The following is a 24,217-nucleotide window of genomic DNA, read 5'->3' on the forward strand; positions in this document are numbered from 1 at the left end:
TTGGTGTTTCAAGAGCGATCTGGTCGCTGGCCCATCTTCAGTATCGGATGCAGGCCCGTCCTCACTCGGCACAACGTCGAGACCTCGCGTTGGGCCGGGCCGCCGCTCCGCATCGCATTGATTTCCGATCTGCATATCTGTTGGCCTTGGGTCACTCCCGATGCTTTGGCGCGGGTTGTGGCAGGCGTGAATGCGCTGGAACCTGATCTGATCTTGCTACCCGGTGACTTTCTGATTGGTCGCAAACTGCCCTCTCTGCCGACCGATGCGGAGACAATCGCTCAAACGCTCGCAGCACTCACCGCGCCGCTGGGCGTGTTTGCGAGCCTTGGCAATCACGATTGGAAGGATTGCCGTCAGGCGCGGCGCAATGACCATTCGCATGGGTCTGTTACCCCAGCTCTCGAAGCGGCTGGCATTCCGGTTCTGAGCAATCAGGCTGTGCAGATCCGGAGCCGATCCGAGGCCTTCTGGCTTGTCGGGTTCGACAGTCAGCAAGGTCATGGCTCAACGCATCGTCCGCGCCCGCGCCATGATCCTGACCGCGCCTTTGACGCGGTGCCCGAGGGTGCGTCTGTGGTCTTGATGGCGCATGAACCGGACTATTTCATGGAAGATGACCCGCGCGTCGCCGTCCAGGTCAGCGGCCATACCCATGCGGGTCAGATGAATCTCTTCGGCTGGCGGCCCCTTACGCCGTCTCGCTATGCCGGGCGTTTGGCCTATGGCGCTCATGCCCGAGGAGATGGCCGCCTCATCGTCTCGGCTGGCCTGGGCTATAGTGGCGCACCGCTTAGAATTGGGGCACCGCCGGAGGTCACGCTGGTGTATTTATCCGGTCAAACCGGAGATGGAGGAGAGAACGTATGACCGATATTGTGATCTTGTCAGGCGCACGCACCGCGATCGGCACATTCGGCGGGTCGCTTGCGGGCACCACGCCGATCGATCTGGGCGCGACGGTGGCCAAAGCCGCGCTCGAGCGGGCGGGTGTCGAAGGCGGCCAAATCGGCCATGTGGCTTATGGTCATGTGATCAATACCGAGCCGCGCGATATGTATCTCTCTCGCGTCGCGGCGATGGGCGCGGGCATTCCCGACACAACGCCCGCGATGAATGTGAACCGACTTTGTGGCTCTGGCGCGCAGGCGATTGTGTCGGTGGTGCAATCTCTGATGTTGGGCGATGCGGATTTCGGTCTTGCGGGCGGGGCGCGAAAGCATGAGCCGCGGGCCGCATATCCTGCCCGCCGCGCGTTGGGGTCAGAAGATGGGCGATACCGGCGCGCAAGACATGATGCTGGGCGCGCTGAACTGCCCGTTTGGCACCGGTCATATGGGTGTGACGGCCGAAAACGTCGCCTCCGAGCATGAGATCACCCGAGATGCGCAGGATGATTTTGCCATGGAAAGCCAGACGCGCGCGGCGAAAGCCATCGAGGCGGGGTATTTCAAAGAGCAGATCGTGCCGGTTCAGGTCCGGGTGAAGCGCGATATGGTGGATTTCGACACCGACGAGCACCCCAAGGCGACCACCCTTGATGCGCTTGGCGGGCTGCGCACCGTGTTCAAGAAAGACGGCACGGTGACGGCGGGCAATGCCAGCGGCATCAATGATGGCGCGGCGGCGCTTGTTATGGCGCGGGCGGAGGCTGCGGAGACGGCGGGCTTGAAACCCCGCGCCCGCATTCTCGGGTATGCCCATGCGGGCGTGCGGCCCGAGGTGATGGGCATCGGCCCGGTGCCGGCAGTTGAGAACCTTCTTGCGAAGACGGGCCTGTCGATCACTGATTTCGATGTGATTGAGTCGAATGAAGCCTTCGCCGCCCAAGCTTTGGCCGTGAATAAGGGTCTCGGTCTGGATCCGGCCAAGGTGAACCCAAATGGCGGTGCGATTGCTTTGGGCCATCCGGTTGGGGCAACGGGTGCGATTATCACTATAAAGGCGCTCTATGAACTGGAGCGTATTGGCGGATCGAGAGCGCTGATCACCATGTGCATCGGCGGCGGTCAAGGCATCGCATTGGCCATCGAGCGTCTCTAAGCGTCGATTGCGAAAGTAAAAAAGCCCCCCTTGCTGATTTGCAAGGGGGGCTTTTGTTTGGGCATTTGGGGGGAGGGAGAGGCCCCCGATTGCCTTGGGGGATTAGTTGAACGCGTTTGCGCGGATGTGCTCGTCGTCTTCCTGCAGGGTGCGGAGCGCGAAGTCTGCCACAACCGGGTTACCGCCGAAGCTTTGGGTCGAGACCACTTCTGCGCCGCCGTTGCGGACGAAGTTTGCGCGGATGTGCTCGTCATCCTGCTCCAGCTGGCTCAGCGCGATTTCAGATGCGCGGTTAACGCCACCGAAGCTTTGCGTGGAGATCGTTTCCGAACCGCCGCCGGTCAGGAAGGCGACATAAGCCCGGTCGTTGTTCTCATAAGCGTCACGCAGTTGGATCAGTTCGGCCACGGTGTAGTCGCCGGCGTCGACGCCGAGGGAAGCGGCCAGTTGCTCGCTTGCGAAAGCCGGAGCGGCGAGCGACAGGGCGAGGGCGGTGGTGAGTGCGATGCGTTTCATGTTGGGTGTCCTTTCGGTGTGTGTGTTGTCGTGTGTCTTGGTTGTTGTGTTGGGCGCTGTCTGCGTCCGATGAGATGAATTTAGGGGGTGTGTTTCGGTGTTTCACCCCACGAAAGCGTGAGAAATGACGAATATTGGTGCGTATGTGCACATATACCTATCTGCGCCATCTGCCCCCTTGTCACGCGCCCCCACGGCCCCGTGATCAATCGCAACAACTCTCACAAAAACAGCGCCTTACGCTCACCAGCCCGTGAGAAACGTGACAGAAATCTAAGGATTGCAGGCCGATCTGACGCAAAAGCGGGAAACTGCGATTCGAATGCTTGGGTTAGATCGCGTTAGCGGGCGATTTCAACAAACCCGCGCTCGGCCCGGCCAGCGGCATCAATCACCGTCAATTCGACAAAGCCTGGTGTCGTTGCACCCAGGTCGACCTGTCTATCAAACACGCCCGTTGCGACAGGTCGTCCATTCCAGAGCCAGGTGAAGGGCGGTGTTCCCCGATCGACGCGCGCCAAGAGCGGCAGGTCAGGCGAGGCCGCCAGAACCGCGCCATCGGGCGGAAACGCGATCTCGGGCGCGTCGGTATCCCCACGGCCTCCGCCTTGCGGCTGGAACCGGCGGAGCGGCAGGGGCAGTTCCGCTTGTGAGATGGTCAGCGCTCCCAAAGGCGGTGGCGCAAGCGGCACCAGATCAGGGCCAAGCCGCGCGAACGCCTCAAAGAGCAGAGGCGCGGCCACCTCCGCCCCGAAAGCGCCCGGCACCGAGGCGCCATCGGCGCGGCCAAGCCAGACGCCTACCACATGCCGCCCATCAAATCCAAACGCCCAAGCATCGCGGTGCCCATAGCTTGTGCCGGTCTTATAGGCGAGCCGATTGCGCGGCGCGTTCGCCGGCGGCGCGACGCCCGAGAGAATATCGCCCAGATACCACGCGGCTGTTTCCGAGAGAACACGGGTGCGGACCCCGGCATTCTCTTCGGCGCGGACGCGTAAAGGCATCGCCTCCCCACCCCGCGCGATCATCGCATAAAGCTGCATCAGATCTTCCATCCGCGTGCCGAGGCCGCCTAAGCCAATCGCCAAGCCAGGCGCACCGTCCGAAAGCTCCGCCTGCATCCCGGCGCGGTCCATACGGGTCAGCATCTCGGCCGGACCCATCTCATCCAGCAGGCTCACAACAGGAATGTTCAGTGAGGCTTGTAGGGCGCGGCGGACACTCAGCTCGCCACGAAAGACATTGTCGAAATTCTGCGGCGCATAGCGGCCGAACCGAACCGGCCGGTCCTCGATCATGCTTTCCGGATGGATCAACCCTGCCTCAAAGCCCAGCCCATAGATGAGGGGTTTCAAGGTCGAGCCTGGCGAGCGCAAGGTCTGGGTCATATCGACAAAACCCTGTCGGGTATCATCGGCAAAATCCGCCGCCCCGACGGAGGCGCGAAGCGTGCCGGTTTGGTGATTCAACACCATGATCGCGGCAGTGAGCCGTGCGTCGCGCCCGGCCACAGCTTGCTCAGCTAAGACTTCCATCTGCGCTTGCAGCCCTGCATCAAGTGTCAGGGTATGGCGCATGGCCGTCGGCCGGTCCGCGATCATCCGATCCGCCAGATGCGGCGCCAACACCGGGAAATCGCGACGTTCGGTTGGGATGGGGCACGGCGGGCCCAGGCAATCTCGTTCTCGCTCAGGCCGCCGAACCGAATTGCCCGGTCCAAAACCCTGTCGCGCGCCACACGTGCCGCTTCGGGGAAGCGATCGGGGCGGCGGCTGTTGGGGGCTTGCGGGATGGCCACCAGCAAGGCGGATTGCGCCGCGGTCAGGCGGCGTGGCTCTGTCCCGAACCACGTCAGGCTCGCGGCGCGGATGCCTTCCAAATTGCCACCATAGGGCGCCAGATGCAGATAGAGCGTCAGGATTTCGTCTTTGCTCAGCACGCGTTCCAGCGCGAGCGCCACTCTGATTTGCCGGAGCTTGCCCTCCCAGGCCCCTGTGCCGCTATCCTCCAACAGCCGCGCGACCTGCATTGTCAGGGTTGAGCCGCCCGACACGATGCGCCCGTTCCGCAGCGCCTGCCACCCGGCGCGGGCAAAGGCCCGGAGGTCAATGCCGGGATGGGTCCAGAACCGGCGATCCTCATAGGTCACCAGCATCTCGATGAAGTTCGGATCAACCTCCGCCAGACTGACCGGCAACCGCCAGCGCCCATCCTCCACCGTATAGGCGCGGAGAAGCGTGCCCTCTTGATCGACCACCTCCAGCCCGGTCGCCAGAACCAAGGGCGGTAGGTCGGTTGCATCAATCCAAGCATTCAGCCGCGCCAACCCCACGCCTCCGATCAACAGGAGCAAGGTCAGCGCGATCAGAGGGCCGCGAAACCGCATACGTTACTCCGTCACCACCAAGCGACCCGAGGCGGTCTGCGCCCGATATTGCGGGCGATACATATCCTCGACACTCGCGGCGGGATGGTGGAAGCCGCCCGGCGTGACGGCGCGGACGATATAGCCCAGGCGGAAACTCCGATCCGTGCGCCAATCGACGGCGGCCAGGAATCGATCTTGCCGGAACTCGGTATGGGTCGCGACGTCATCCAGGTTGAACCCGTCCAGCGCCCGGATATCGCCGCCACGCAGCAGGTTCGGGTTATCGATCTCGAACCCGGCGGGCATCGGGTCATTGACCATCAAACGCGCCTCCCGCCCATCAAACGGGGTCACCGTCAGCAAGGCCACGAGCCGTGTGCCGACCGGGACATTGGCGGGATCGGCGGGCTGCCCCTCGAGCGTCACATAGCTCCGCGTGATGCGATAGCCGTTGCCGAAGGCCTCGGTCGCACCTTCGGGCACCCCAAAGCGGGTGAAGGTCAGGTCGCGCCGTTCGGCCCCCGCATTGGTGATGGTGCGTGTGGTTGTGTCCCCCGCCCGCAGCACTTCAACCAATGGCCCGGTGACCGGCTGCCCGTCGATCTGCAAGTCCGAGATCGGATCGGCATCGATCAACGCATGGGCGGCAAGAAGGCTCCATGCCGCTTCTTGGGTTGAGACGGTGCGTCCCACCGGCGTGAGCACGCGCGCTAGATCGGGGATTGGCAGCGCATCGGAACCCGAGCCGACCGCAAGCGACAAGAGCCCCGCCGCATCGCGCCGATTGGTGCCGTAATCGCTCCGCCAAATCGCGGCCTCTTGTTGTGGCAGTTCGGCTTGCAGCATGGCGTAACCGGCGCGGAACATCGCATCGGCGCGTGGCTGATCCCCGTACATCGCCAGCGCCGCGCCCAACTGACCAAGCGCCAAGGGCGAGCCGAACGCGCCCGCTTTGACATCCGCATAGTAGCGCAGATCGCCCATCGAGGCCGTGCCTTCACGGGCAAGAACCATCAAGGCATAGGCCAAATCTTCGCCGCCATCCTCGAAATCGGGGTAGAAGGAGACCTCGTTGCGCAGATTGTCGATGGCCCGGCTGAAGGCCAGATCAGGCACTTGATATCCCTGCGCCCGCGCGCGGGACAGGAAATCACTGACATAGGCATCCAGCCAGAGATCGCCGGAATAGGCACCCCAGAGACCGAAGCCGCCATTCTGCGCCTGGTTCACCAAGATCTCATCAATCGCCTGGTTGATCCGCCGATCCAGATCATCGGCTGTGGTCAGCTCCATCGCCTCGGCCACCGAAGAGAGATAGAGCAGCGGCATCGCGCGCGAGGTCACCTGCTCCGTGCAGCCGTAGGGATAGCGGTCCAGCATCTGCAAGAGACCCGGCGCATCGAACCGCGCCAGCGGCCCGGCAGAGATCGTCGCCCGGCCCGAGCCTGCGCGAAATCCGGTGAAGGCCGTGGCGTCCAAGGTGAAGGTCTCGCCGGGGTTCAAGGCCACAAAGCTGGTCTCGGCCACTTCGGGGTCATTCACCTGCACCGGCAGAGCCAGAGGTTTGGTCAGCACGCTGCCATCGGGTAGGGTCAGCGCGACGGTGATCTCCTGCAATCCGGTCGCGTTGCCAGCCACGATCGGTACTGGCAGGCGGACCGTCTCGCCTTCGCCCAAGCTCACGCCAAACGGCATCAATCCGACATTAACCCCCGGCGTGGAGGTGAGGCTCAGCCGCATATCGCCGGTTGGCCCTGTGGCATGGGTGATCTCCAGAAGCATCCGCGCGGTGTCTCCAGGCGCCATAAACCGTGGCAAGCTGGCGGTGACCACAACCGGATCACGGACCAACACATCGGCCTCTGCCTGGCCCACGCCGGTTTCCGACCAGGCCAGCGCCATCACCCGCACGGTGCCATTGAAGGATGGAACATCGAAACTGGCCCGCGCCAACCCATCCGCGCCGACAGTGAGTGGCCCGGAATGGAAGGCCACAAGCGCCTCAGTCGGGGGAGGTGCCTGCATGCGCATGCCCGCCTGTGCGTCGCCGCCAGAGCGTACCCGCCCCTCGGCCCCGGTACGGCTGTCGATCAAACGCCCGTACACATCGCGGAGCGCCATGCCGAGGCGGCGCTGACCGAAATAATGCGCCTCTGGATCGGGGCTATCGAAACTTGTGAGGTTCAGGATACCCAAATCGACCGCTGCGATAGAGGCATAGACCGTGTCGCCCGGCGCGGCGGTCTCCACACGTAGCGCCACGTCCAACGGGCCGCGCGGCATCGCTTCCGTTGGCACATCGAGTGCCACCTCCAGCGCCCGGTCGCCCGGGTCCACCGTTGCATGGGCCAGACCCACGGCGCGGGCCGGCGTCTGCGCGGTGATCTCCGCCACCGGCCGGAGCAGCGTTGCGCTGACATAAGCGCCGCTGCCCCATTCCTCGGTCACTGGCAGGGCGATCTCGGTCGGCGCATCGCCAAGCTCGACGATCTGCATGTCGATCAACCGGTTCGACATCACCCGGATCAGCGCCGTGCCGCCCTGACGCGGCACAATCCGCAATTGCGCGGTGTCGCCAGGCTGGTAGCGCTCCGCATCAAGCGAAACCTCCAGCACATCTGGCGTGCCGCCGGCATCGGCGGGCGCGTACCAGCCGGCGCTGAACCCCGTCGAACTGATCGTATAGGCACCAGAGGCGCTTTCGACGCGCAGCTCATATTCGCCCCAATCGACCGCTTGCGTGATCCGCACTGGGTCACCCCCTAGCGCGGCGTTCCCACTGGCAATCCGCTTCGTGTCGTCACCGGTTCCCAATTCCAGCCCCCGCCTTGCGAATACCACTGATAGCGGCGTTCGACGCGATTGAGCGTCCAGTCCACCGGCAGCGCGCCATTTGCATTGACCGCGATCAGATCAAACTGCGCTTCACCGCCCTCTGGCAAGGTGCCGTCAAACAGGGGACGGATGCCGATCAATGCGCCTTGCGGCTCTAGGCTGCGGGTGATCTGCCGCTCCACCGGGCGGCCCGAGCCTTCGGAGACCCGCACCGTCAGGGTCAGATCACGCGGATGCGGCGGGCCCTCGACCTCGGGGAGATCCAACGTCAGCAAAGCGCTGCCATCGGCATTGGTGACTTGCCGACTGCTCAGCCCTGAGAAACGTGGTTCTGGCGGTTGATCATGGCGACCAAAGCGATAACCGGGCCACTCCTCAAGCGTTGAGCGCGCGCGCAGCACCAGCTCGCCTTCCACTGGCAAATCACCAGCAGGCGCGCCAAAGAGATAGTCGGCTTGTAACCCCAATCGCGGCACGTCTCCTGCCCGGATCGGCCCGTCGGGCATGTCCAGCACCACATCGATCCGCTCCGGCAGGAAATCCTCCACCAGCAGCGTTTCGGTGGCCAAGGCAGGCGCGTCCGGATCTGCATGAACCGCCAAACGCCAGGTGCCACGCGGCACATTGGTGCCAAGCGGCAGCGCGAACACATAGCCGCCTGCCCCGGTCTCATCGATCAGGCTGCGGGTGTGTTCCACGCCATCCGCCCGGGTCAGGATCGCGGTGAGCGGCAGGCCAGTGATGGCTTGCGCCTGCCCATCGCGGGCCAGGGCCGTCGCGTGGATGGTTTCGCCCGCGCGATAGGCTCCCCGCTCGGTAGTCAGGAACAGGTCGATCGCGCCGGCCGCCTCGCGACCCTCGACGCCGCGGTCGGAGAGGTCGAACTCTGCCTCACGGAGCGACAGAAAGGCATAATCGTCACTACCATCGGTCACGGTCACCATGGCCGGTGCCGCCCCGGCGCGGCCAAGGGCCAGCCCGGAATCGAAAAGGGCATAGCCATCGGCATCGGTCACCGCTTCGCCCAAGACCCGGTTCGATTCCGAGATCAGGCTGACCGTCAGACCGGCGCGGGCGGCTGCATCGCTCAGGCCGCGCACCACCACATGGACGCCATCGGTGCCGCTCATCGCGGAAAGGCCCAGATCGCTGACCAAGAACCATTGCGTCGCCGCCGTGGTGTCCCGTGCCGGCAGGTTCGCGGCGCGCGCCTCCAAAGCGTAGAGCCCCGGCCCGAGATCGTTCAGCAAATCGCCCATCGGCAACCGGGTCGTTACATCGCGGTTCAACTCTTGCATCACCTCGCCGCTGCCGTTCCAGACCTCTTCGGCCAGTTCGGTGGTGAAACGGTCGATCTCCCATTCGTTCAGGGGGCGCCCGAAATAATCCTCCTGAAGCGAGCGGACGAGGTTTCGGTCCGACACGCGGAACAGACGTAATGCCACTTCATCGGTGTTCACCGCGACGACCGGGATCGCGGCGGCTTCACTGCGGGGCAAGATATAAGCCCGACCGGGGAACCGGACCGAAGGCGTCCGATCCTGCACATATTGCCGGATCGAAACCGGCGCTTGCAGAACCTCACCCGAGGCAGCGGGCAACCCTGCGCGGAGCATCAGTTCGTACCGTTGGCCATGGGTCACGCCCGTGATGCAAAACTGTCGCTCCTCGGCATCAACGCTGAGGCCAGAGACGGCGGATTGGAGGAAATCGCCATATGACACGCCACCAAGCGCCAAATCTTCCGAGAAGATGGCGCAAATCCGTGGCTGCGCGGCTTCATTGTCGACCTGCGTTTCGACGACGCGGAAGCCATAAAGCCCGATGGCCCGATCCAGCGCTTGCGCCAAATCCTCCCGCTGTCCTTGAGCCAAGGCCAGACGCAGTGCCGGGATCATGTCGCGTCCACGCCCGCGCCGTTCCAGGGTCTCGGCCAGTGTGTTCAAAGCGTCCGCAAGAACCGGGCCATTCGGCGCGCGGAGCGTCGCATTCACCGCGGCATTGAGCGCACCGCTTTCCAGTTGAAACCGCGATTGGCCTTGCTCTTGGCTCAACGCCAGTTGATGGCGCGCATATTCGGCCCAAAGCGCCGGGTCATCGCTCCGTGTGATGGCGGCACCGGTGAATTGCATCGCGCTTTGGATGTTGCCTTGCGCCGCTGCGTTGCGAGCCGCATCGACCAGCTGTTGCGCTGTCCAACTGCCCGCGTAATGCCGTGTGGCCAAAGCGTTGGCCTGGCCACGTGCCGCAAGCAGATCGCCCTGGCGCAGGAAGGACAGCGCGGCGACCCGGCTGTCCAGCCGTGCCAAGACGCCCGCATCAGTGGCATAAACCTGCGCAGACAGCGCACCTTCATAAGGCTCTTGCGCCAAGACGCCGGATTTTGGGAAGCAGGCATTGGAGCGTTGATTGAAAGTGAAGGCCCCGCAGTTCGGATCGGCCAGACAGGCCGCGTTGCAGGCTTCGAATGTGGTGTCGAATAGCGGCCTCAAATCGCCGCCCGGGAAATCGATATCCCGAGTGATCGCGATGTATCGCTCCGGCACGGCCTCTTGGGCCAAGACGGGTGCGGCGAGAAGAATGCTGAAAAGAAGAGCGAAAACCGGGCGCATGGCAGCCTCCCAAAGGTCAATAAAATCCCCTCTATCGTGCCATTCGGCCCGGTTTCTGTCCACGATTCCTCTGGCGCGATACTGCGTCAATCTTGGGCACGCAAAAGAGGTCGCGCGCCGCCGGGTTTGCTTGAAAGACCACCTCGACTAAAGGCTGCCGTGCCGCAAGCAACTGCTCAAAGTGTCCAATCAGCCAGCCCTGCAGCCAACCGATACTGCCCCGTCTCGATTTCGCGCCGGTTGCGGATCGGGCCATAGCGATACTGATGCGCCACCGGGTGATCTGCCTCCAACACACCCGCCCCGACCAGAAGTTGCGTGATCACCGCTTCGGCGCCGCGAGTCGTGCCGTCTTCGATTTTCACCGCGATGCCCAGCTTTTGCTCTGGCAGGATCGCGATAAACACCGCCTCGGCGCCGGTCTTTACCGAGGCGCGGCCCTCCATCGCCCGCATCAGATTGGTGCATGCCCGGCCTTCGCCCGCGACCAGATGCGGATACGCCGCCATCGCCTGGGTCAGCCGATGCTGAGCCCGATCTCGGGTATCTCCATCGCCCGTTGCGGCAGCGAAACCGGCCATCGCCCGCGCCAAACCCGTCACCGTGCAGGCGAAATTCGGGGCCGAACAGCCATCGATCCCATAGCCGGGGCTCGTTTCACCTGTCGTCTCTTCAAAAGCGGCCTTCACTGCGATCTGCACAGGGTGGTCCAAATCGACATATTCGGGACCTGCCTTCAGGTGTTTGCTGAGCGTCAGAAAGCCGGAATGTTTGCCCGAGCAGTTGTTGTGCTTCTGTCCCGGCTCTTCAAATGCCCGGATCAGCCCATAGCGCGCGCCCTTGTCATTGGGCATTTGTGGGCCACAGCGAAATGCGTCCTCCGGCAGGCCCAGATCGCCCAGCCAGGCCTCAACCATCTCCGTATGGACATGTGCGCCTTGATGCGAGGCGCAGGCCAGCGCCAGTTGGGCATCGCTCAACCCAAATGCCGCCGCCGCGCCGCTTTCGATCAAAGGCAGTGCTTGTATCATCTTGCAGGACGAGCGCGGTAGAATCACCGCATCAGAGTCGCCCCAAGCGGCCACGATATCACCGCCTGCGTCCCAGATCACCGCATGGCCGCGATGCAGACTCTCGCAAAACGGCCCGCGCCAGACCTCGACCAATGGCTCCGCGTTCGGCATTCTTCCGCTCCTCTTCACATCCCGGCGAATTTCTGCCACCGGGGCTTTCCCCATGCTTGAAAATCAGGTTAGTCTGCGCCAGCAGAAAGTGAAATCACCGTTCCATCTCTCAGAGGCAAAAACCCGCAGGATCGGAGCAGAGGCAGAATAGGGCTGGAGGCAGGAAGTAAGATGAAACAGTGGGTGTTGGGTGCGTTTGCCGCAACGGCGCTAGGCCTGGCCGCAAGCGGGGCCTGGGCGCAGGACACATCGACAAATCGGGTCAATGCCGAGACCGATTGGAGCGTTTTCGTTGAAGACGACCCGACGCAATGCTGGGTCGTGTCGACGCCAAGCGAAACCGTCAACACGCGTGATGGCCGGGTTGTCGCCGTTCGGCGCGGTGAGATTTTGATGTTTGTCAGCTATTGGCCCGCCGAAGAGAAACGTGGCGAAGTGTCGTTTACCGGCGGCTATCCCTTTGCTGAAGGCTCCACCGTTAGCATGCAGATCGGCAGCTCGACCTTTGAGCTTTTTACCGATGGCGAAATGGCATGGGCCGCGTCCGAGCAGGATGATCAGCGGATCGTGACCGCGATGAAGCGCGGCGCCGAGGCGGTGCTGACGGCGCGGTCGTCCCGTGGCACGCAAACGCAGGACACATTCTCGCTTTTGGGCTTCACCGCTGCGGTCGAGGATGCCGAGGCGCGCTGCGGCGGCTGACGCAGAAGGGTTTGCTTTGCGGCGCGCGGGCCTATATGTGACCGCGACACTCCGAGGAAACCGCCCATGACCGCCAGCGCCCCTGTCACGCAGGATGTTTTGACCATTCCGCGCAAATTGCCCGACGGGCCCATCAATCTGGTGGGCCTGACACGTCCGCAATTGCGCGAGACATTGATTGCCCATGGCACGCCGGAGAAACAGGCACGGATGCGGGTGGGCCAGATCTGGCAGTGGATCTACCAAAAGGGCATTCGCGACTTCGATGCGATGACCAATCTCAGCAAAGCTTATCGCGCTGAACTGGCGGAGCGTTTTGTCATCGCTCTGCCCGAGGTGGTCAGCCGTCAGGTTTCCGCTGATGGCACCCGGAAGTATCTGGTGCGGATCGCTGGCGGCCATGAGGTCGAGGTTGTCTATATCCCCGAGGAAGATCGCGGGACGCTCTGCATTTCGAGCCAGGTCGGTTGCACGCTAACGTGCTCCTTTTGTCACACCGGCACGCAGAAACTAGTGCGCAATCTGACCTCTGGTGAGATCATTGGTCAGGTAATGCTGGCCCGCGACGACCTGGATGAATGGCCGGAACCTGGTGAAGGGTCCGATGCGAAACCGCGCCTTCTGTCGAACATTGTGCTGATGGGGATGGGTGAGCCGCTCTATAACTTCGAAGGCGTCCGCGATGCGATGAAGATCGCGATGGATCCGGAAGGTATCTCGCTCAGCCGCCGCCGGATCACACTCTCGACCTCCGGCGTCGTGCCAGAGATTGCGCGGACCGCCGAAGAGATCGGCTGTATGCTCGCCGTCAGTTTCCATGCAACCACCGACGAGGTGCGTGACAAGCTGGTGCCGATCAACAAGAAATGGCCGATTGCCGAGTTGCTGGACGCATTGCGGGCCTATCCGAAAGCCTCGAACAGCGAGCGGATTACCTTTGAATATGTCATGTTGAAAGACGTGAATGACAGCGATGAAGACGCCCGCCGTCTGGTCAAGCTGATCCAGGGCATTCCGGCGAAGATCAACCTGATCCCATTCAATGAATGGCCCGGCGCGCCCTATGAGCGCTCCGATTGGCAGCGGATCGAGAAGTTTGCCGACATCGTCTACAAAGCTGGCTATGCCAGTCCGATCCGAACCCCGCGTGGCGAAGACATCATGGCCGCCTGCGGTCAGTTGAAATCCGCCACCGAGCGGGCGCGGAAGTCCCGCGCGCAGATTGCGGCGGAAACCGGCCTACCCGGCTAAATCATAGCATAACGGAATAGAAAAAGGCGGCCCAAACGGACCGCCTTTTTACCTAGCACTAACGCTGTGACCGATTAGTCGGCGACAGCAGCAGCGATCAGCAGAAGCGCCAAGATCGGAACGATGATGCCACCAGCAGAGGTCGAAGTGTCCTCAACGATAACAACAGGTTCCAGAACCGGTTCGGCCATGCCGCCTGCGAAAGCGGAGGTGGCGGCAACCGAAATTACGGCGGCGAGAGCGAGTTTCTTCATAGTATCCTCCAAGATACGCCCCTTATGGCGCGGAATTGCGCAGCTATAGGGCACCCAAGACTGTACCTCGTGATCCGGTTTAACCAGCAATGACAGTCGATTGCAATGCTGCGGAAATGCCCGAAACTTCACGAGAGGCGATTTGTCGTCAAATAAGCAACACTTGCGTGCCGCGATTGGTCATGGCGAACAACTCAGCGATATGTTCGTTGTAAAGCCCGATGCAGCCATTCGACGACCGGCGCCCTATTTTGCGCGTATCATGGGTCCCGTGGATCCGATAATAGGTCCAACTGAGATAAAGCGCGTGGGTGCCAAGCGGATTGTCGGGGCCAGGTGGCACATAGTCGGGCCATTCTGGATTGCGTTCCTGCATCGCCGGAGTTGGCCGCCAATCGGGGCCTTCAACCATACGCACGACTTCGGTGCGGCCCCGCCGGGTCAGGTCTTCGGACAGCGGCACAGAGGTCGGGTAAAGCCGATAGGTGCTTTGGTCCTCGCTCCAATAATGCAAGGCGCGTGAGGTGATATCGACGAGGATTGCGCCGTTCCGCGTGTCGCTGAAATAGGGCCGCCAATCGAGCGTTCGGAAGCTCGAGATATTGTGGCGGACGCTTTGTGAGATATCGAGTTCAATCTCGACGGTCTCATTCGACGATTGCGCCAGGGCAGGTGCCGCCAGACCGGCAGCAGCGGTGCTCAAAAACAGACGGCGGGACAGTTGCGTTGGCTTGTGCATAAACAATCTCCTTCGGGAGGGCACGCCCGATTTCAACGCGCAAATTATGGCGCGGGCGCCGTATCCGCAAATCAAACAATGCTGTGAGCGCGCGAAAATCTGCCAGTTGTGTTTGATTGAGCGCAGGCGGCCCTGTAAGTCTCGGGGTCAAGAAACGGGCTTTGAGACAGGTTTTTGGGTGATGAACAGACGGTTTATGCTTCTCTCAACCCGGCGCTTTGGCGCTTTCGGCCTGCGTGTCGAACACATCGCCGCGTTTGGGGCCTGATGGGCGTCCGCTGCCGACAATCTATCGAATCAACCCCAATGATGAGGCGCGTATTCAGTTTCGCGTGCTCGACAGTATCAACTCGTTGCGCTCGGCGGCGGGCGCGCCGCCTTTGCAACTCAATGCCGAGTTGAACGCCTCTGCCGCCACGCATTCGCGCGATATGTCGGTGCAAAACCGGCCATGGCATTTCGGCTCCGACGGCTCGTCGCCGATCGACCGCGCGCGTCGCGTGGGATATCTCGGTACGGTTCTTGGCGAAAACATTTCGGAGACCTATGAGTCCGAGTTGGAAACCGTCGCCGCCTGGATGCAGCAGCCCGATACGCGCGATGTGATCACCGACCCCACCGCGCGCGACCTGGGCTTTGCGTTTTTTCAAGAAGAGAACGGCAAAATCTGGTGGACCATGGTCACCGGCGATGGGGCCAGCACCGCGCAGAATGTGCCAACACCGATTGCGCAGGCAGCCGCCTTCTAAAACACCGGCTCTTCAGGGAAAGATGTCGATGATGGTGCCGTTATTCACCATCGCGTAAATCTGCCGCATCTCGGCATTGGTCACCGCGATGCAGCCCCAGGTCCAATCATCCTCACCGCGAAACAGGCGCGGCGTGCCGTGGATGAAGATATCTCCACCGGGCGATTCACCCAACTCGGCGGCCCGGGCGCGGTCTTCGGCGTTGGGATAGCTGATGCCGATTGACAGATAGAAGTCGCTATTGGGATTGCGCCGGTCGATGTAGTACCGCCCCTCGGGCGTCCGCCCATCACCTTCCACCTCTTTGTGGCCCGTCGGCGCGAACCCAAGCTCGAACTCATAGCTTTCCAGCACCGTTTCATGGTGGAGAAGATACATCTGACGACTGCTTTTATGGACCTCGATCCGGGTCACTTCCGGCCCGGTATAGTCGATAAAGCGCGAACAGGCCGCCGTGCCCAGAAGCAGTACGCTCATCAGCACAAAACTCAGAATCCGCATGTGTTGGGTCCGATCCACTGCTCTTGTTGTTGCGCGCATTGATACAGCAACCGCGCTTGCCAAGGAATCGTTAATCGGTGGCCTCCGCCGCCAGGAGCGCCTGAAGCCCAACGCGATAATCTGGATAGCGCAGGGTCACGCCGAGGTCCTCTTTGATCCGTTTGTTCGATACCCGCTTGCTTTCGGCATAAAAACTGCGGGCCATCGGCGACATCTCGGCCTGATCAATCGGGATCGCTGGCGGTGTCGGCAGGCCCAACAGTTCCGCCGCATAAGCGATCACATCTTCGGGAGGGGCGGCCTCATCATCGCAAAGATTGTAGATCGCGCCCGGATTGGGCCGTGTCATCGAAGCCCAAAGCACCTGCGCGATGTCGTCGACATGGATGCGGCTGAACACCTGCCCCGGCTTGATGATCCGCCGTGCCGTCCCGCGCCGAACCTTGGCAAACGGCCCCCGGCCCGGGCCATAAATCCCCGCCAGCCGGAAGATATGCAGCGGGGCGCCGGTTTCGGCGGCCAGGTTCTGCCAAGCGGCCTCAGCCGCGACGCGGGCCTTCCCCCGCTCGGTGGAGGGGGTTAGCGGCGTGGTTTCGTCGACCCACCCGCCTTGGTGGTCGCCATAAACGCCGGTGGTCGAGAGATAGCCGATCCAAGCTTTATCACCAGCGACCCCTGCAATCTCGTCCCGCAAAGCTGCCAAAACCGGGTCGCCCTCCGGTCCCGGCCCGGCGGAGATCAGAATATGCGTCGCCCGCGCCAGGTCATCTCGCAGGTCGTCGCCGGGGAATAGCCGTGCAGTGAGGCCATCCGCGCGGAGCGCGTCTGCTTTCTCTGCCCGTCTCGTGGTGCCGATCACCTCCCAATCCGGCGGCAACAGTCGCGCCAAGGCCTGCGCCGAATAGCCATGGCCGAAACTCAACAAAATCATCGCAATTGCTCCACCGCCCATCGGGCCGCATCCGCAACGGCCTCATCTGGGTCATCAATCAGGCTCTGCGCTGCGGATTCGAGCCGTTTTTCGCCGCTATTCCCGATCGCATACAGCACATTGCGGACAAACCGGTCGCGCCCGATCCGCTTGATCGGAGAGCCCGAAAACAGTGCTCGAAATGCGGCGTCATCCAGCCCCACAAGATCCTCTAGAGGCGGAGATTGCAATTCAGGTCGCCCGGCATAGCGCATCTCTCGCGCCTCCACCGCGAACTTGTTCCATGGACAGGCCGCCAGACAGTCATCGCATCCATAAATCCGGTTGCCCATCTTGGCCCGCAGTTCCAGATCCACCGGCCCTTTATGCTCGATGGTCAGATAGGAAATGCAGCGCCGCGCATCGAGTTGGAACGGCGCGGGAAATGCGTTGGTCGGGCATATATCCAGACAGGCCGTGCAGGAGCCGCAATGCTCGCCCTCCGGCGCGTCAGGTTCAAACGCCACCGTGGTGAAAATCGCGCCGAGGAAGAACCAGTTTCCCAAATCCCGGCTCAGCAGATTGGTATGCTTGCCCTGCCAGCCCAACCCGGCGGCTTCGGCCAGCGGCTTTTCCATCACGGGCGCGGTATCGACAAAGACTTTGATCGCCTCGCCGGGTCGCTGCTCCAAGAGCCAGCGGCCGACGCGCTTCAAACGCTTCTTCACCAGGTCATGATAGTCTCTGTTCTGGGCATAAACGCTGATTGTGGCCCGATCCCGCCGCTCAATCGCGGCCAGTGGATCGACCTCTGGCGTATACATCTCGGCCAGCATGATGACGGAACGCGCCTCGGGCCAAAGCGCTGCCGGGTCGCCGCGCCAGCCCATACGCTCCTCCATCCAGCCCATCTGCCCATGACGCCCCTCGGCCACATAATCCGCCAACCGCTCAGGGGCCAAAGGAATGGCATCGGGGCGGCAAATCCCAAGTTTTGCAAAGCCAGCCGCGCGGGCCTCGGCCTCAAGTGCCGCGCGCAGATCGCTCAAAAGTCCAGATTGGCGTAGTGGGGCGGCTGGATGAAACCAGACACCTGATCGGCCAGGATCGACCGGAAGGCAGGCCGCGATTTGATCTTCGCATACCAGTCTTTGACGATCTCGGATCGGTTCCAATCCACGTCCGAGATGTAATCGAGGCAGCTCAGATGCGCCGCAGCGGTGAAATCCGCGAGGCTCATCCGGTCACCCGCAAGCCAACGGCGATGATCAAGCAGCCAGTTCATGTAATCGAGATGGAATTTGATCTGCTGCGCCCCGGTTTTCACCGCTTTGCCGTCAGGATAGCCGCCTCGCATGATCTTCTTATTGACCCGCTCATAGACCAGATTGGCCGTCACCTCGCGATGGAACTTGTCGTCAAACCATCCGCAGAGCCGCCGCACCTCGGCGCGACCCTTCGCCTCGCTCGGCATCAAGGGCGGCGTCGGCACGGTCTCTTCGATGTATTCGCAAATCGCCTGACTGTCCGACAGCATCAGCCCGTCAATCTTCAGAACCGGCACCTTGCCGGCGGGATTCCGGCGCAGAAACTCGGTCGACGGTTCCCAATACCGCTCATCAACCAGTTCTACCTCGATCTTCTTTTCGGCCAAGACCAGGCGAACTTTGCGGCAAAAGGGCGAGAGGGCAAAATGATATAGGCGCGTCATGCTCGGCTCTTCATTCTTGTTCGACCCCTTCTTTGCCTCGCCCAAGCGGCAATTTCAATTCGCAAAGCACGCATCCCGACCATCGGCGCGGATCGTTGCCGCACCATCGAGGATGCTCGCAGCCCTGCGACGGGTCGCATTGCTTGGGTCTGATGCGGAGCGTGTTTGCGGGCTTGGCAAGATCGCGGCGAGCCGCGCGGCTTGGGTCGGTGTCAGATCTGCGGCGGTAACGCCGAAGTAATGCAGCGCCGCAGCTTCGGCCCCAAACACCCCCTCATCAAACTCGGCAACGTTCAGGTAAACCTCCAACACCCTGCGCTTAGGCCAGATCAGTTCCATCACGGGGGTGATCGTCGCCTCAAGCGCCTTTCTCAGCCAGGATCGCCCGTGCCAGAGAAAGGTGTTTTTCACCGTTTGCTGGCTGATCGTCGAGGCGCCTCTTGACCCGCCATCAGCAATCGCATCGCGGATCGCGTTCATGTCGAACCCCCAATGCAGACAGAAATTCGCATCTTCTGCAGCCACCACGGCGCGCTGCAAATGCGGCGAGATTTCTTCTATCGGCACCCAATCGCGCTCGATCCCATTCAGCCGCCAGCCCTCCGAGATCATATAGGGCGTGCGCGGAACCGGCACGACGGCATAGAGCGCGACCCAGGCCACGCCCAAGGCTACGACCAGGAGAATCGCCCGCGTGACCCATCGCACGCCACGCTGCACAACGCCTCGAAACCACGAGGTCTCACGCGTCAGGGCCTTGCGCACCGGATCGCGTTTCCGCTTTCGGGATGTTGCTCGTTTTGCCATCTCGCCCGTCATTTGGGTCTTCTTTGGATCAGAAATACCCCCGTTGGCGGCAAAACCAAAGCCCTCCATGCGATGGACCGCAGGGCTTTATCGGCAAGTGATGCCGATTTGATTGCCTAGCGCTTCAAATCCGCGCCTGGATTGCGCGCGCCGGACGGGCTCGCGGAATGCGCCACCTCTGCACCCAGAATATCGACCCAGGTGTGTTTCCGATGCTCATAGACGGAGAACAGCGGCGCCGGAAAAGTGGGGTCTGCGAAATTCCCCACGGGAATCGCCGTGACCCCGGGCCAGCCTTCGATCACATAGGCGAGCGTCGACCCGCAGTCTGGGCAAAACCGATACGTGGCCCGGTGCCCGCTATCGGCGATCCGGGACCAGGTTTTTGACCTGCCGTCGATCCGAACATGCGCATCTGGCCAGCGGGCTTGCGTCGCAAAGGCGCTGCCACTGCGTTTCTGGCAGGCCAGGCAATGGCAGACCGAGATACGCACCGGCTCGCCCGTGCATGTCGCCGTCAGTTGGCCGCAGCGACAGGTGGCGGTTCGTGTCGTCATGATATCCCCTCCTCTGAAGGGGCAGCTTATCAAGTGTGGGCTGTTCTCAAAGCCCTCGGACGCCGTCCAACACCATATCGGTGACCAGATCGCCATAAGCCGCGCGGCTGATCCCTTTGCCCTGTCGGTGCCACATGTAGAACCAGTTCAGCATGCCAAAAACGGTCATGGTCACGGCGCGCGGCTCCTTACGAACACCAATCGCCGCCAACGCGTCGCCCATCCGCTGCACAAGACGGCGTTGAAGGTCGACCAGAGGCGCTTTCAACTCGGCTGGCAGGGTCTCCAAGGCGTCGATTTGTAGTTTGTGCTCCGCATCCGCGTCGCGGTAATTGGCAAGAATGGCGTGGATCAATGCACGCAGATGGGCCTCTGGCGCGTCACCCTCTGGCACCGCTTCGACCGCATCGACCAAAGCGCCCAGATGCCCTTCCAGGATGTCGAAAAGCAGCGCCTCCTTGCTGTCATAGTAGTGATAGATCAGCGCTTTAGAGACGCCGCAGGCCGTCGCCACCGAGGCCATCGAGGCGCGATCATAGCCATGTTCCGCAAAGTGCGTCGCGGCCCCCTTGCGCAAGGCGGCGCGTTTCTCGGCATGATCTCGGGCCAATCCGCGCGGCATCGACTTAGTCCTTCGGCCGGTTGTCGATGATCCGCACGGCCTTGCCTTGGCTCCGCGCCACGCCGCCCGAACCATGCGCGGTGATCCCAACCGTCACGCCGACCCGCTCCTTGATCCGCCGTTTCAGGTTTGCCGCCGCTGCGTCTAGCGTCTCCGAACCCATCGGCCCGTCTGCCGCCTCCACATGCACGGTCATCTCATCCATCCGGCCCTCACGGCTCAGCTCGATCTGGAAATGCGGCGCAAGCCCGGCGATCTCCATCAACTGCTCTTCGATCTGGGTCGGGAAGATATTCACCCCGCGCAGGATGATCATATCGTCTGACCGCCCGGTGATCTTCTCCATCCGCCGCATGCTCCGCGCCGTCCCGGGCAAAAGCCGGGTCAGATCCCGCGTCCGATATCGAATGATCGGGAAGGCCTCTTTGGTGAGCGAGGTAAAGACCAGCTCCCCCTGCTCGCCATCGGCGACGGGCTGTCCGGTCTTGGGGTTCACCACTTCGGGATAGAAATGATCCTCCCAGATATGCAGCCCGTCTTTGGTCTCCACGCATTCATTGGCGACACCCGGCCCCATCACCTCAGACAGGCCATAGATATCGACCGCATGCATGTCGAACGCTTGCTCGATCTCTTCCCGCATCGCGTTGGTCCAAGGTTCCGCGCCGAAAATCCCGACCTTCAGGGGGCTTTTGCGCGGGTCCAACCCCTGCTCGCGATACGCATCCAGAATCGACAGCGCATAGGACGGCGTGACCATGATCGTCGAGGCGCCAAAATCCTCGATCAACCGAACCTGGCGCGGTGTCATTCCACCGGAAACCGGTACAACCGTGCAGCCCAGCTTCTCCGCCCCGTAATGCGCGCCAAGCCCGCCGGTGAAAAGCCCATAGCCATAAGAGATATGCACCACATCGCCCGGTCGCGTGCCGCTGGCCCGCATCGACCGCGCAACGCAAGTGGCCCAGGTGTCGATGTCTTTCGCGGTATAGCCCACGACCGTCGGCTGCCCCGTCGTGCCCGAAGACGCATGCACCCGCGCCACCTTGTCCCGCGGCACGGCAAACATCCCAAACGGGTAATTGTCCCGCAGGTCCTGCTTCACCGTGAAGGGGAATTTCGCCAGATCCGCGAGCGATTTCAGGTCATCGGGATGCACGTCCGCATTGTCAAAACTGTCTCTATAAAAGGGCACATTGGCATAGGCATGGGCGAGGGACCATTTCATCCGCTCCAATTGCAGGGCGGAGATTTCGTCTCGGCTGGCGATCTCGATCGGGTCCAGGTCCTCCCGCTTCGGCGTCAGGTCCAACATCACTTCTCCTCCTCGAAATGCGTGCCTTGAAGGCTGCGGGATGCGCCGCGGAACAGCGCCACGCGCCGCCCGTCGCCGCCGGTGACAACCACGTCGGTGATCCCACTTCGCCCTTGTTTAGACACTTCGCGCGCTTCCGCCGTCAGCCGCTCGCCTGGTTGCCCCGGGCTCAGATAGCTGATCGAATTGTGCTGCGCGACGGCGTGTTGGTTGTGGCTGTTGCAAGCGAAGGCAAAGGCGCTGTCGGCCAGGCTGAAAATCACCCCGCCATGGCAAATCTGATGCCCGTTCAGATGCTCCGGCCGGATCTCGCATGACATCCGCGCATAGCCCGGCCCGACCTCTTCCAGTCGCATGCCGACCCATTTCGATGCGGCATCGCCGGCCCACATCGCCTCGGCGCTTCGCCGCGCGCGTTCCTCTGGTGTCATTCCCGTCCTCCCTCGCAAAGCAGCTTGACGCAAACCCGACCAATCGGTCAAGACTGTTTGGCAAGGGAGGACGAATTGATGCTAGAGCTTCAAAGCTTCGCCGCCGGCCAGTGGGTCGCGCCGGATGCCAATGCCCGCCAAATGCATAGCGCTGTGACGGGCGAGGTGATCGCGCGCGGCGGCGCCGCGCTGGATACCCAAGCGATGATCGACCATGCCGTTCGTGTGGGTGGCCCAGCGCTCCGCGCGATGGATTTCCACCAACGGGCCAAGATGCTGAAAGCGCTCGCGCAGTACATTGATGGCCGGAAAGAGGAGCTTTACGCGCTGAACCCGCTTTCGGGTGCTACCCGCGCCGATGGCTGGATCGACATCGATGGCGGCATTGGCACGATGTTCGTGTTCGCCTCCAAAGGCCGCCGCGAAATGCCCGAGGGCCATATCTATATCGATGGCAACGTCGAGCAGCTCTCCCGCAACGGCACCTTCCTGGGGCAGCACGTGGCTGTCCCGCTGCGCGGCGTTGCCGTCCATATCAACGCGTTTAACTTCCCGGTTTGGGGGATGCTGGAAAAGCTCGCGCCCGCGCTTCTGGCGGGGGTGCCTTGCATCGTCAAACCCGCCACTGCGACCTGTTATCTGACCGAGGCCTGCGTGCGGATCATGCTAGACTCGGGCCTGCTGCCAGAGGGCGCGGTGCAGTTGATCATTGGCGGCACAGGCGATCTTCTGGACCGTCTCGGCCCGCAAGATGTGGTGAGTTTCACCGGTTCTGCCGACACCGCGCTGATGCTGCGATCCAACCCGCATCTGTTGAAACATGGCGCGCGCTTCATCGCCGAGCAGGACAGTCTGAACGCGTCGGTTCTGGGCCCGGATGTCACCCCGGATGCGCCGGAGTTCGATCTTTTCATCAAAGAAGCCGCCCGAGAGATCACGACGAAAGCGGGGCAGAAATGTACCGCGATCCGCCGGATCATCGTGCCGGAGGCGCAACTGGACGCGGTGGGCGAGGCGCTGGCCGCAAAGCTTGCCAAAACCCGGATCGGCGACCCGGCGCTTGAGACAACCCGGATGGGCGCGCTCGCCGGAGCCGATCAGAAGCAAGATGTGATCACAAAACTCCAACACATCGCCAGCGAGACGGAGATGCTCTATGGCGACAGCGATATGATCGAAGTGGATGGGGCCGACGCGACCGTCGGCGCGTTTCTGAATCCGATCCTACTCCGCTGTTTAGAGCCTGATTCTGCACGTCATGTGCATGAAACCGAAGCCTTTGGGCCGGTCTCCACACTCATGCCCTATTACGATCTCGCCCATGCCGCCGACCTGGCAAATCGCGGCGGCGGCAGCCTCGTCGCCTCTGTGATCACACATGACCCCGCCGTTGCGCGGAACATGGTGGCGGAGGCCGGGGCTTGGCATGGCCGCATCTATATCAATGATCGCGACAGTATGGGCGAGAGCACCGGCCACGGCTCGCCCCTGCCGCATATGACCCATGGCGGCCCGGGCCGGGCCGGCGGTGGCGAAGAGATGGGCGGGATCCGCGGTGTGCTGCATTATATGCAGCGGGTGGCGGTTCAGGGCTCGCCTCGGATGTTGACCGCGGTCACCGGCCAATGGGTCAATGGCGCGGAAGAAACTGCGCCCAAAACCCACCCGTTCCAGCTCACCTTTGACGAGATCGAGATCGGCCATACGATCAAGACCGCGCCGCGTGAGGTGACCCTCGAAGATATCGAGCATTTCGCCCATTTCACCGGCGATACGTTTTACGCCCATATGGATGAAGAGGCGGCTCAGGCGAACCCGTTCTTCCCCGGTCGCGTTGCCCATGGCTATCTTCTGCTAAGCTTCGCCGCTGGGCTGTTTGTGCAGCCTGATCCCGGGCCGGTGCTCGCCAATACGGGTCTGAATGCCCTCAGTTTCCAAAAACCGGTCAGCCCCGGCGATCATCTCTGGGTGCGCCTTACCGCGAAACGCAAAACCCGACGCACCGATGACTATGGCGAGGTGCGCTGGAATGTGACGCTCTACAACAAAGATGATGAGCAGACCGGTGAATATGAGCTTTTGACGATGGTGGCCTATTCCCGCTAAACCC

At 62.2% G+C, this 24,217-nt stretch carries 18 protein-coding genes and 3 pseudogenes; 6 read left to right on the plus strand and 15 right to left on the minus strand.

Annotation, left to right across the window (positions count from 1 at the left end):
* Positions 1-117: 117 nt before the first annotated feature.
* Entirely contained in the window at positions 118-870 is a 753-nt protein-coding gene (locus QTA57_RS05210) for a metallophosphoesterase (RefSeq protein WP_290154005.1), read from the plus strand.
* Positions 867-2,043 (plus strand): annotated as a pseudogene (locus tag QTA57_RS05215) (acetyl-CoA C-acyltransferase family protein). The gene QTA57_RS05210 and the pseudogene QTA57_RS05215 overlap by 4 nt, the downstream one beginning before the upstream one ends.
* Before the next feature lie 102 nt (positions 2,044-2,145).
* On the opposite strand, the gene QTA57_RS05220 reads toward QTA57_RS05215, so the two are convergent.
* The 4 genes and pseudogenes from QTA57_RS05220 to QTA57_RS05235 all read right to left on the minus strand — a co-directional run bounded on the left by QTA57_RS05220 (position 2,146) and on the right by QTA57_RS05235 (position 11,558).
* On the minus strand, positions 2,146-2,559 hold the full coding sequence (locus tag QTA57_RS05220; protein WP_290154006.1) for a hypothetical protein: 414 nt from the start codon (positions 2,557-2,559) through the stop codon (positions 2,146-2,148).
* A gap of 341 nt (positions 2,560-2,900) precedes the next feature.
* A pseudogene (gene pbpC, locus QTA57_RS18540) lies at positions 2,901-4,945 on the minus strand (penicillin-binding protein 1C).
* A 3-nt stretch (positions 4,946-4,948) separates the two neighbouring features.
* Positions 4,949-10,374 (minus strand): annotated as a pseudogene (locus QTA57_RS18545) (MG2 domain-containing protein).
* A gap of 176 nt (positions 10,375-10,550) precedes the next feature.
* Entirely contained in the window at positions 10,551-11,558 is a 1,008-nt protein-coding gene (locus QTA57_RS05235) for an asparaginase (RefSeq protein WP_290154007.1), read from the minus strand.
* Positions 11,559-11,729: 171 nt separating this feature from the next.
* On the opposite strand from QTA57_RS05235, the gene QTA57_RS05240 reads away from it, so the two are divergent.
* Both QTA57_RS05240 and rlmN read left to right on the plus strand, forming a co-directional pair.
* The gene (locus tag QTA57_RS05240) at positions 11,730-12,260 is read left to right on the plus strand and encodes an invasion associated locus B family protein (RefSeq protein WP_145213872.1); all 531 of its coding nucleotides are present in this window, start codon (positions 11,730-11,732) and stop codon (positions 12,258-12,260) included.
* A gap of 66 nt (positions 12,261-12,326) precedes the next feature.
* The gene (gene rlmN, locus QTA57_RS05245; protein WP_290154008.1) at positions 12,327-13,511 is read left to right on the plus strand and encodes a 23S rRNA (adenine(2503)-C(2))-methyltransferase RlmN; all 1,185 of its coding nucleotides are present in this window, start codon (positions 12,327-12,329) and stop codon (positions 13,509-13,511) included.
* A 74-nt stretch (positions 13,512-13,585) separates the two neighbouring features.
* Here the strand turns inward: rlmN and QTA57_RS05250 are convergent, their stop codons facing one another.
* Together QTA57_RS05250 and QTA57_RS05255 are read right to left on the minus strand one after the other, a co-directional pair.
* Positions 13,586-13,765: a hypothetical protein gene (locus QTA57_RS05250; protein ID WP_145213878.1), complete on the minus strand. Its 180-nt coding sequence runs from the start codon at positions 13,763-13,765 to the stop codon at positions 13,586-13,588.
* 148 nt (positions 13,766-13,913) lie between these two features.
* Complete coding sequence (locus tag QTA57_RS05255) at positions 13,914-14,504, minus strand: L,D-transpeptidase (protein ID WP_290154009.1); 591 nt, start codon at positions 14,502-14,504, stop codon at positions 13,914-13,916.
* A 236-nt stretch (positions 14,505-14,740) separates the two neighbouring features.
* Here QTA57_RS05255 and dalA point away from each other — a divergent pair, with 236 nt between their 5' ends.
* A complete protein-coding gene (gene dalA / locus QTA57_RS05260) occupies positions 14,741-15,253 on the plus strand; it encodes a divisome-associated lipoprotein DalA (RefSeq protein WP_290154010.1) in 513 nt (170 codons plus the stop codon).
* A gap of 12 nt (positions 15,254-15,265) precedes the next feature.
* Here the strand turns inward: dalA and QTA57_RS05265 are convergent, their stop codons facing one another.
* From QTA57_RS05265 to paaI, 9 genes are all read right to left on the minus strand, one after another.
* Positions 15,266-15,754, minus strand: coding sequence for a L,D-transpeptidase family protein (locus QTA57_RS05265; protein ID WP_290154011.1), 489 nt, complete (start codon positions 15,752-15,754; stop codon positions 15,266-15,268).
* A 70-nt stretch (positions 15,755-15,824) separates the two neighbouring features.
* Positions 15,825-16,685 carry an SDR family oxidoreductase gene (locus QTA57_RS05270; protein WP_407933494.1) on the minus strand — a complete coding sequence of 287 codons (861 nt, stop codon included), beginning with the start codon at positions 16,683-16,685 and terminating at the stop codon, positions 15,825-15,827.
* Complete coding sequence (gene queG / locus QTA57_RS05275) at positions 16,682-17,713, minus strand: tRNA epoxyqueuosine(34) reductase QueG (RefSeq protein ID WP_290154012.1); 1,032 nt, start codon at positions 17,711-17,713, stop codon at positions 16,682-16,684. Before queG ends, QTA57_RS05270 begins: the two co-directional genes overlap by 4 nt.
* A complete protein-coding gene (gene fzlA, locus QTA57_RS05280) occupies positions 17,710-18,375 on the minus strand; it encodes an FtsZ-binding protein FzlA (protein ID WP_145213896.1) in 666 nt (221 codons plus the stop codon). Before fzlA ends, queG begins: the two co-directional genes overlap by 4 nt.
* Before the next feature lie 54 nt (positions 18,376-18,429).
* A complete protein-coding gene (gene mtgA, locus QTA57_RS05285) occupies positions 18,430-19,182 on the minus strand; it encodes a monofunctional biosynthetic peptidoglycan transglycosylase (RefSeq protein ID WP_290154013.1) in 753 nt (250 codons plus the stop codon).
* A gap of 116 nt (positions 19,183-19,298) precedes the next feature.
* A complete protein-coding gene (locus QTA57_RS05290) occupies positions 19,299-19,739 on the minus strand; it encodes a GFA family protein (protein WP_290154014.1) in 441 nt (146 codons plus the stop codon).
* A 46-nt stretch (positions 19,740-19,785) separates the two neighbouring features.
* The gene (locus tag QTA57_RS05295; RefSeq protein WP_290154015.1) at positions 19,786-20,361 is read right to left on the minus strand and encodes a TetR/AcrR family transcriptional regulator; all 576 of its coding nucleotides are present in this window, start codon (positions 20,359-20,361) and stop codon (positions 19,786-19,788) included.
* 4 nt (positions 20,362-20,365) lie between these two features.
* The gene (paaK, locus tag QTA57_RS05300) at positions 20,366-21,676 is read right to left on the minus strand and encodes a phenylacetate--CoA ligase PaaK (protein WP_290154016.1); all 1,311 of its coding nucleotides are present in this window, start codon (positions 21,674-21,676) and stop codon (positions 20,366-20,368) included.
* Complete coding sequence (paaI, locus tag QTA57_RS05305) at positions 21,676-22,107, minus strand: hydroxyphenylacetyl-CoA thioesterase PaaI (RefSeq protein ID WP_171559913.1); 432 nt, start codon at positions 22,105-22,107, stop codon at positions 21,676-21,678. The genes paaK and paaI overlap by 1 nt, the downstream gene beginning before the upstream one ends.
* A gap of 78 nt (positions 22,108-22,185) precedes the next feature.
* Between paaI and paaZ the strand changes: the two genes are divergently transcribed.
* A complete protein-coding gene (gene paaZ, locus QTA57_RS05310) occupies positions 22,186-24,213 on the plus strand; it encodes a phenylacetic acid degradation bifunctional protein PaaZ (protein ID WP_290154017.1) in 2,028 nt (675 codons plus the stop codon).
* The last annotated feature ends 4 nt before the right edge of the window (positions 24,214-24,217 follow it).

It is taken from the genome of Fontisubflavum oceani (assembly GCF_030407165.1).
Classification (GTDB): domain Bacteria; phylum Pseudomonadota; class Alphaproteobacteria; order Rhodobacterales; family Rhodobacteraceae; genus Rhodophyticola; species Rhodophyticola oceani.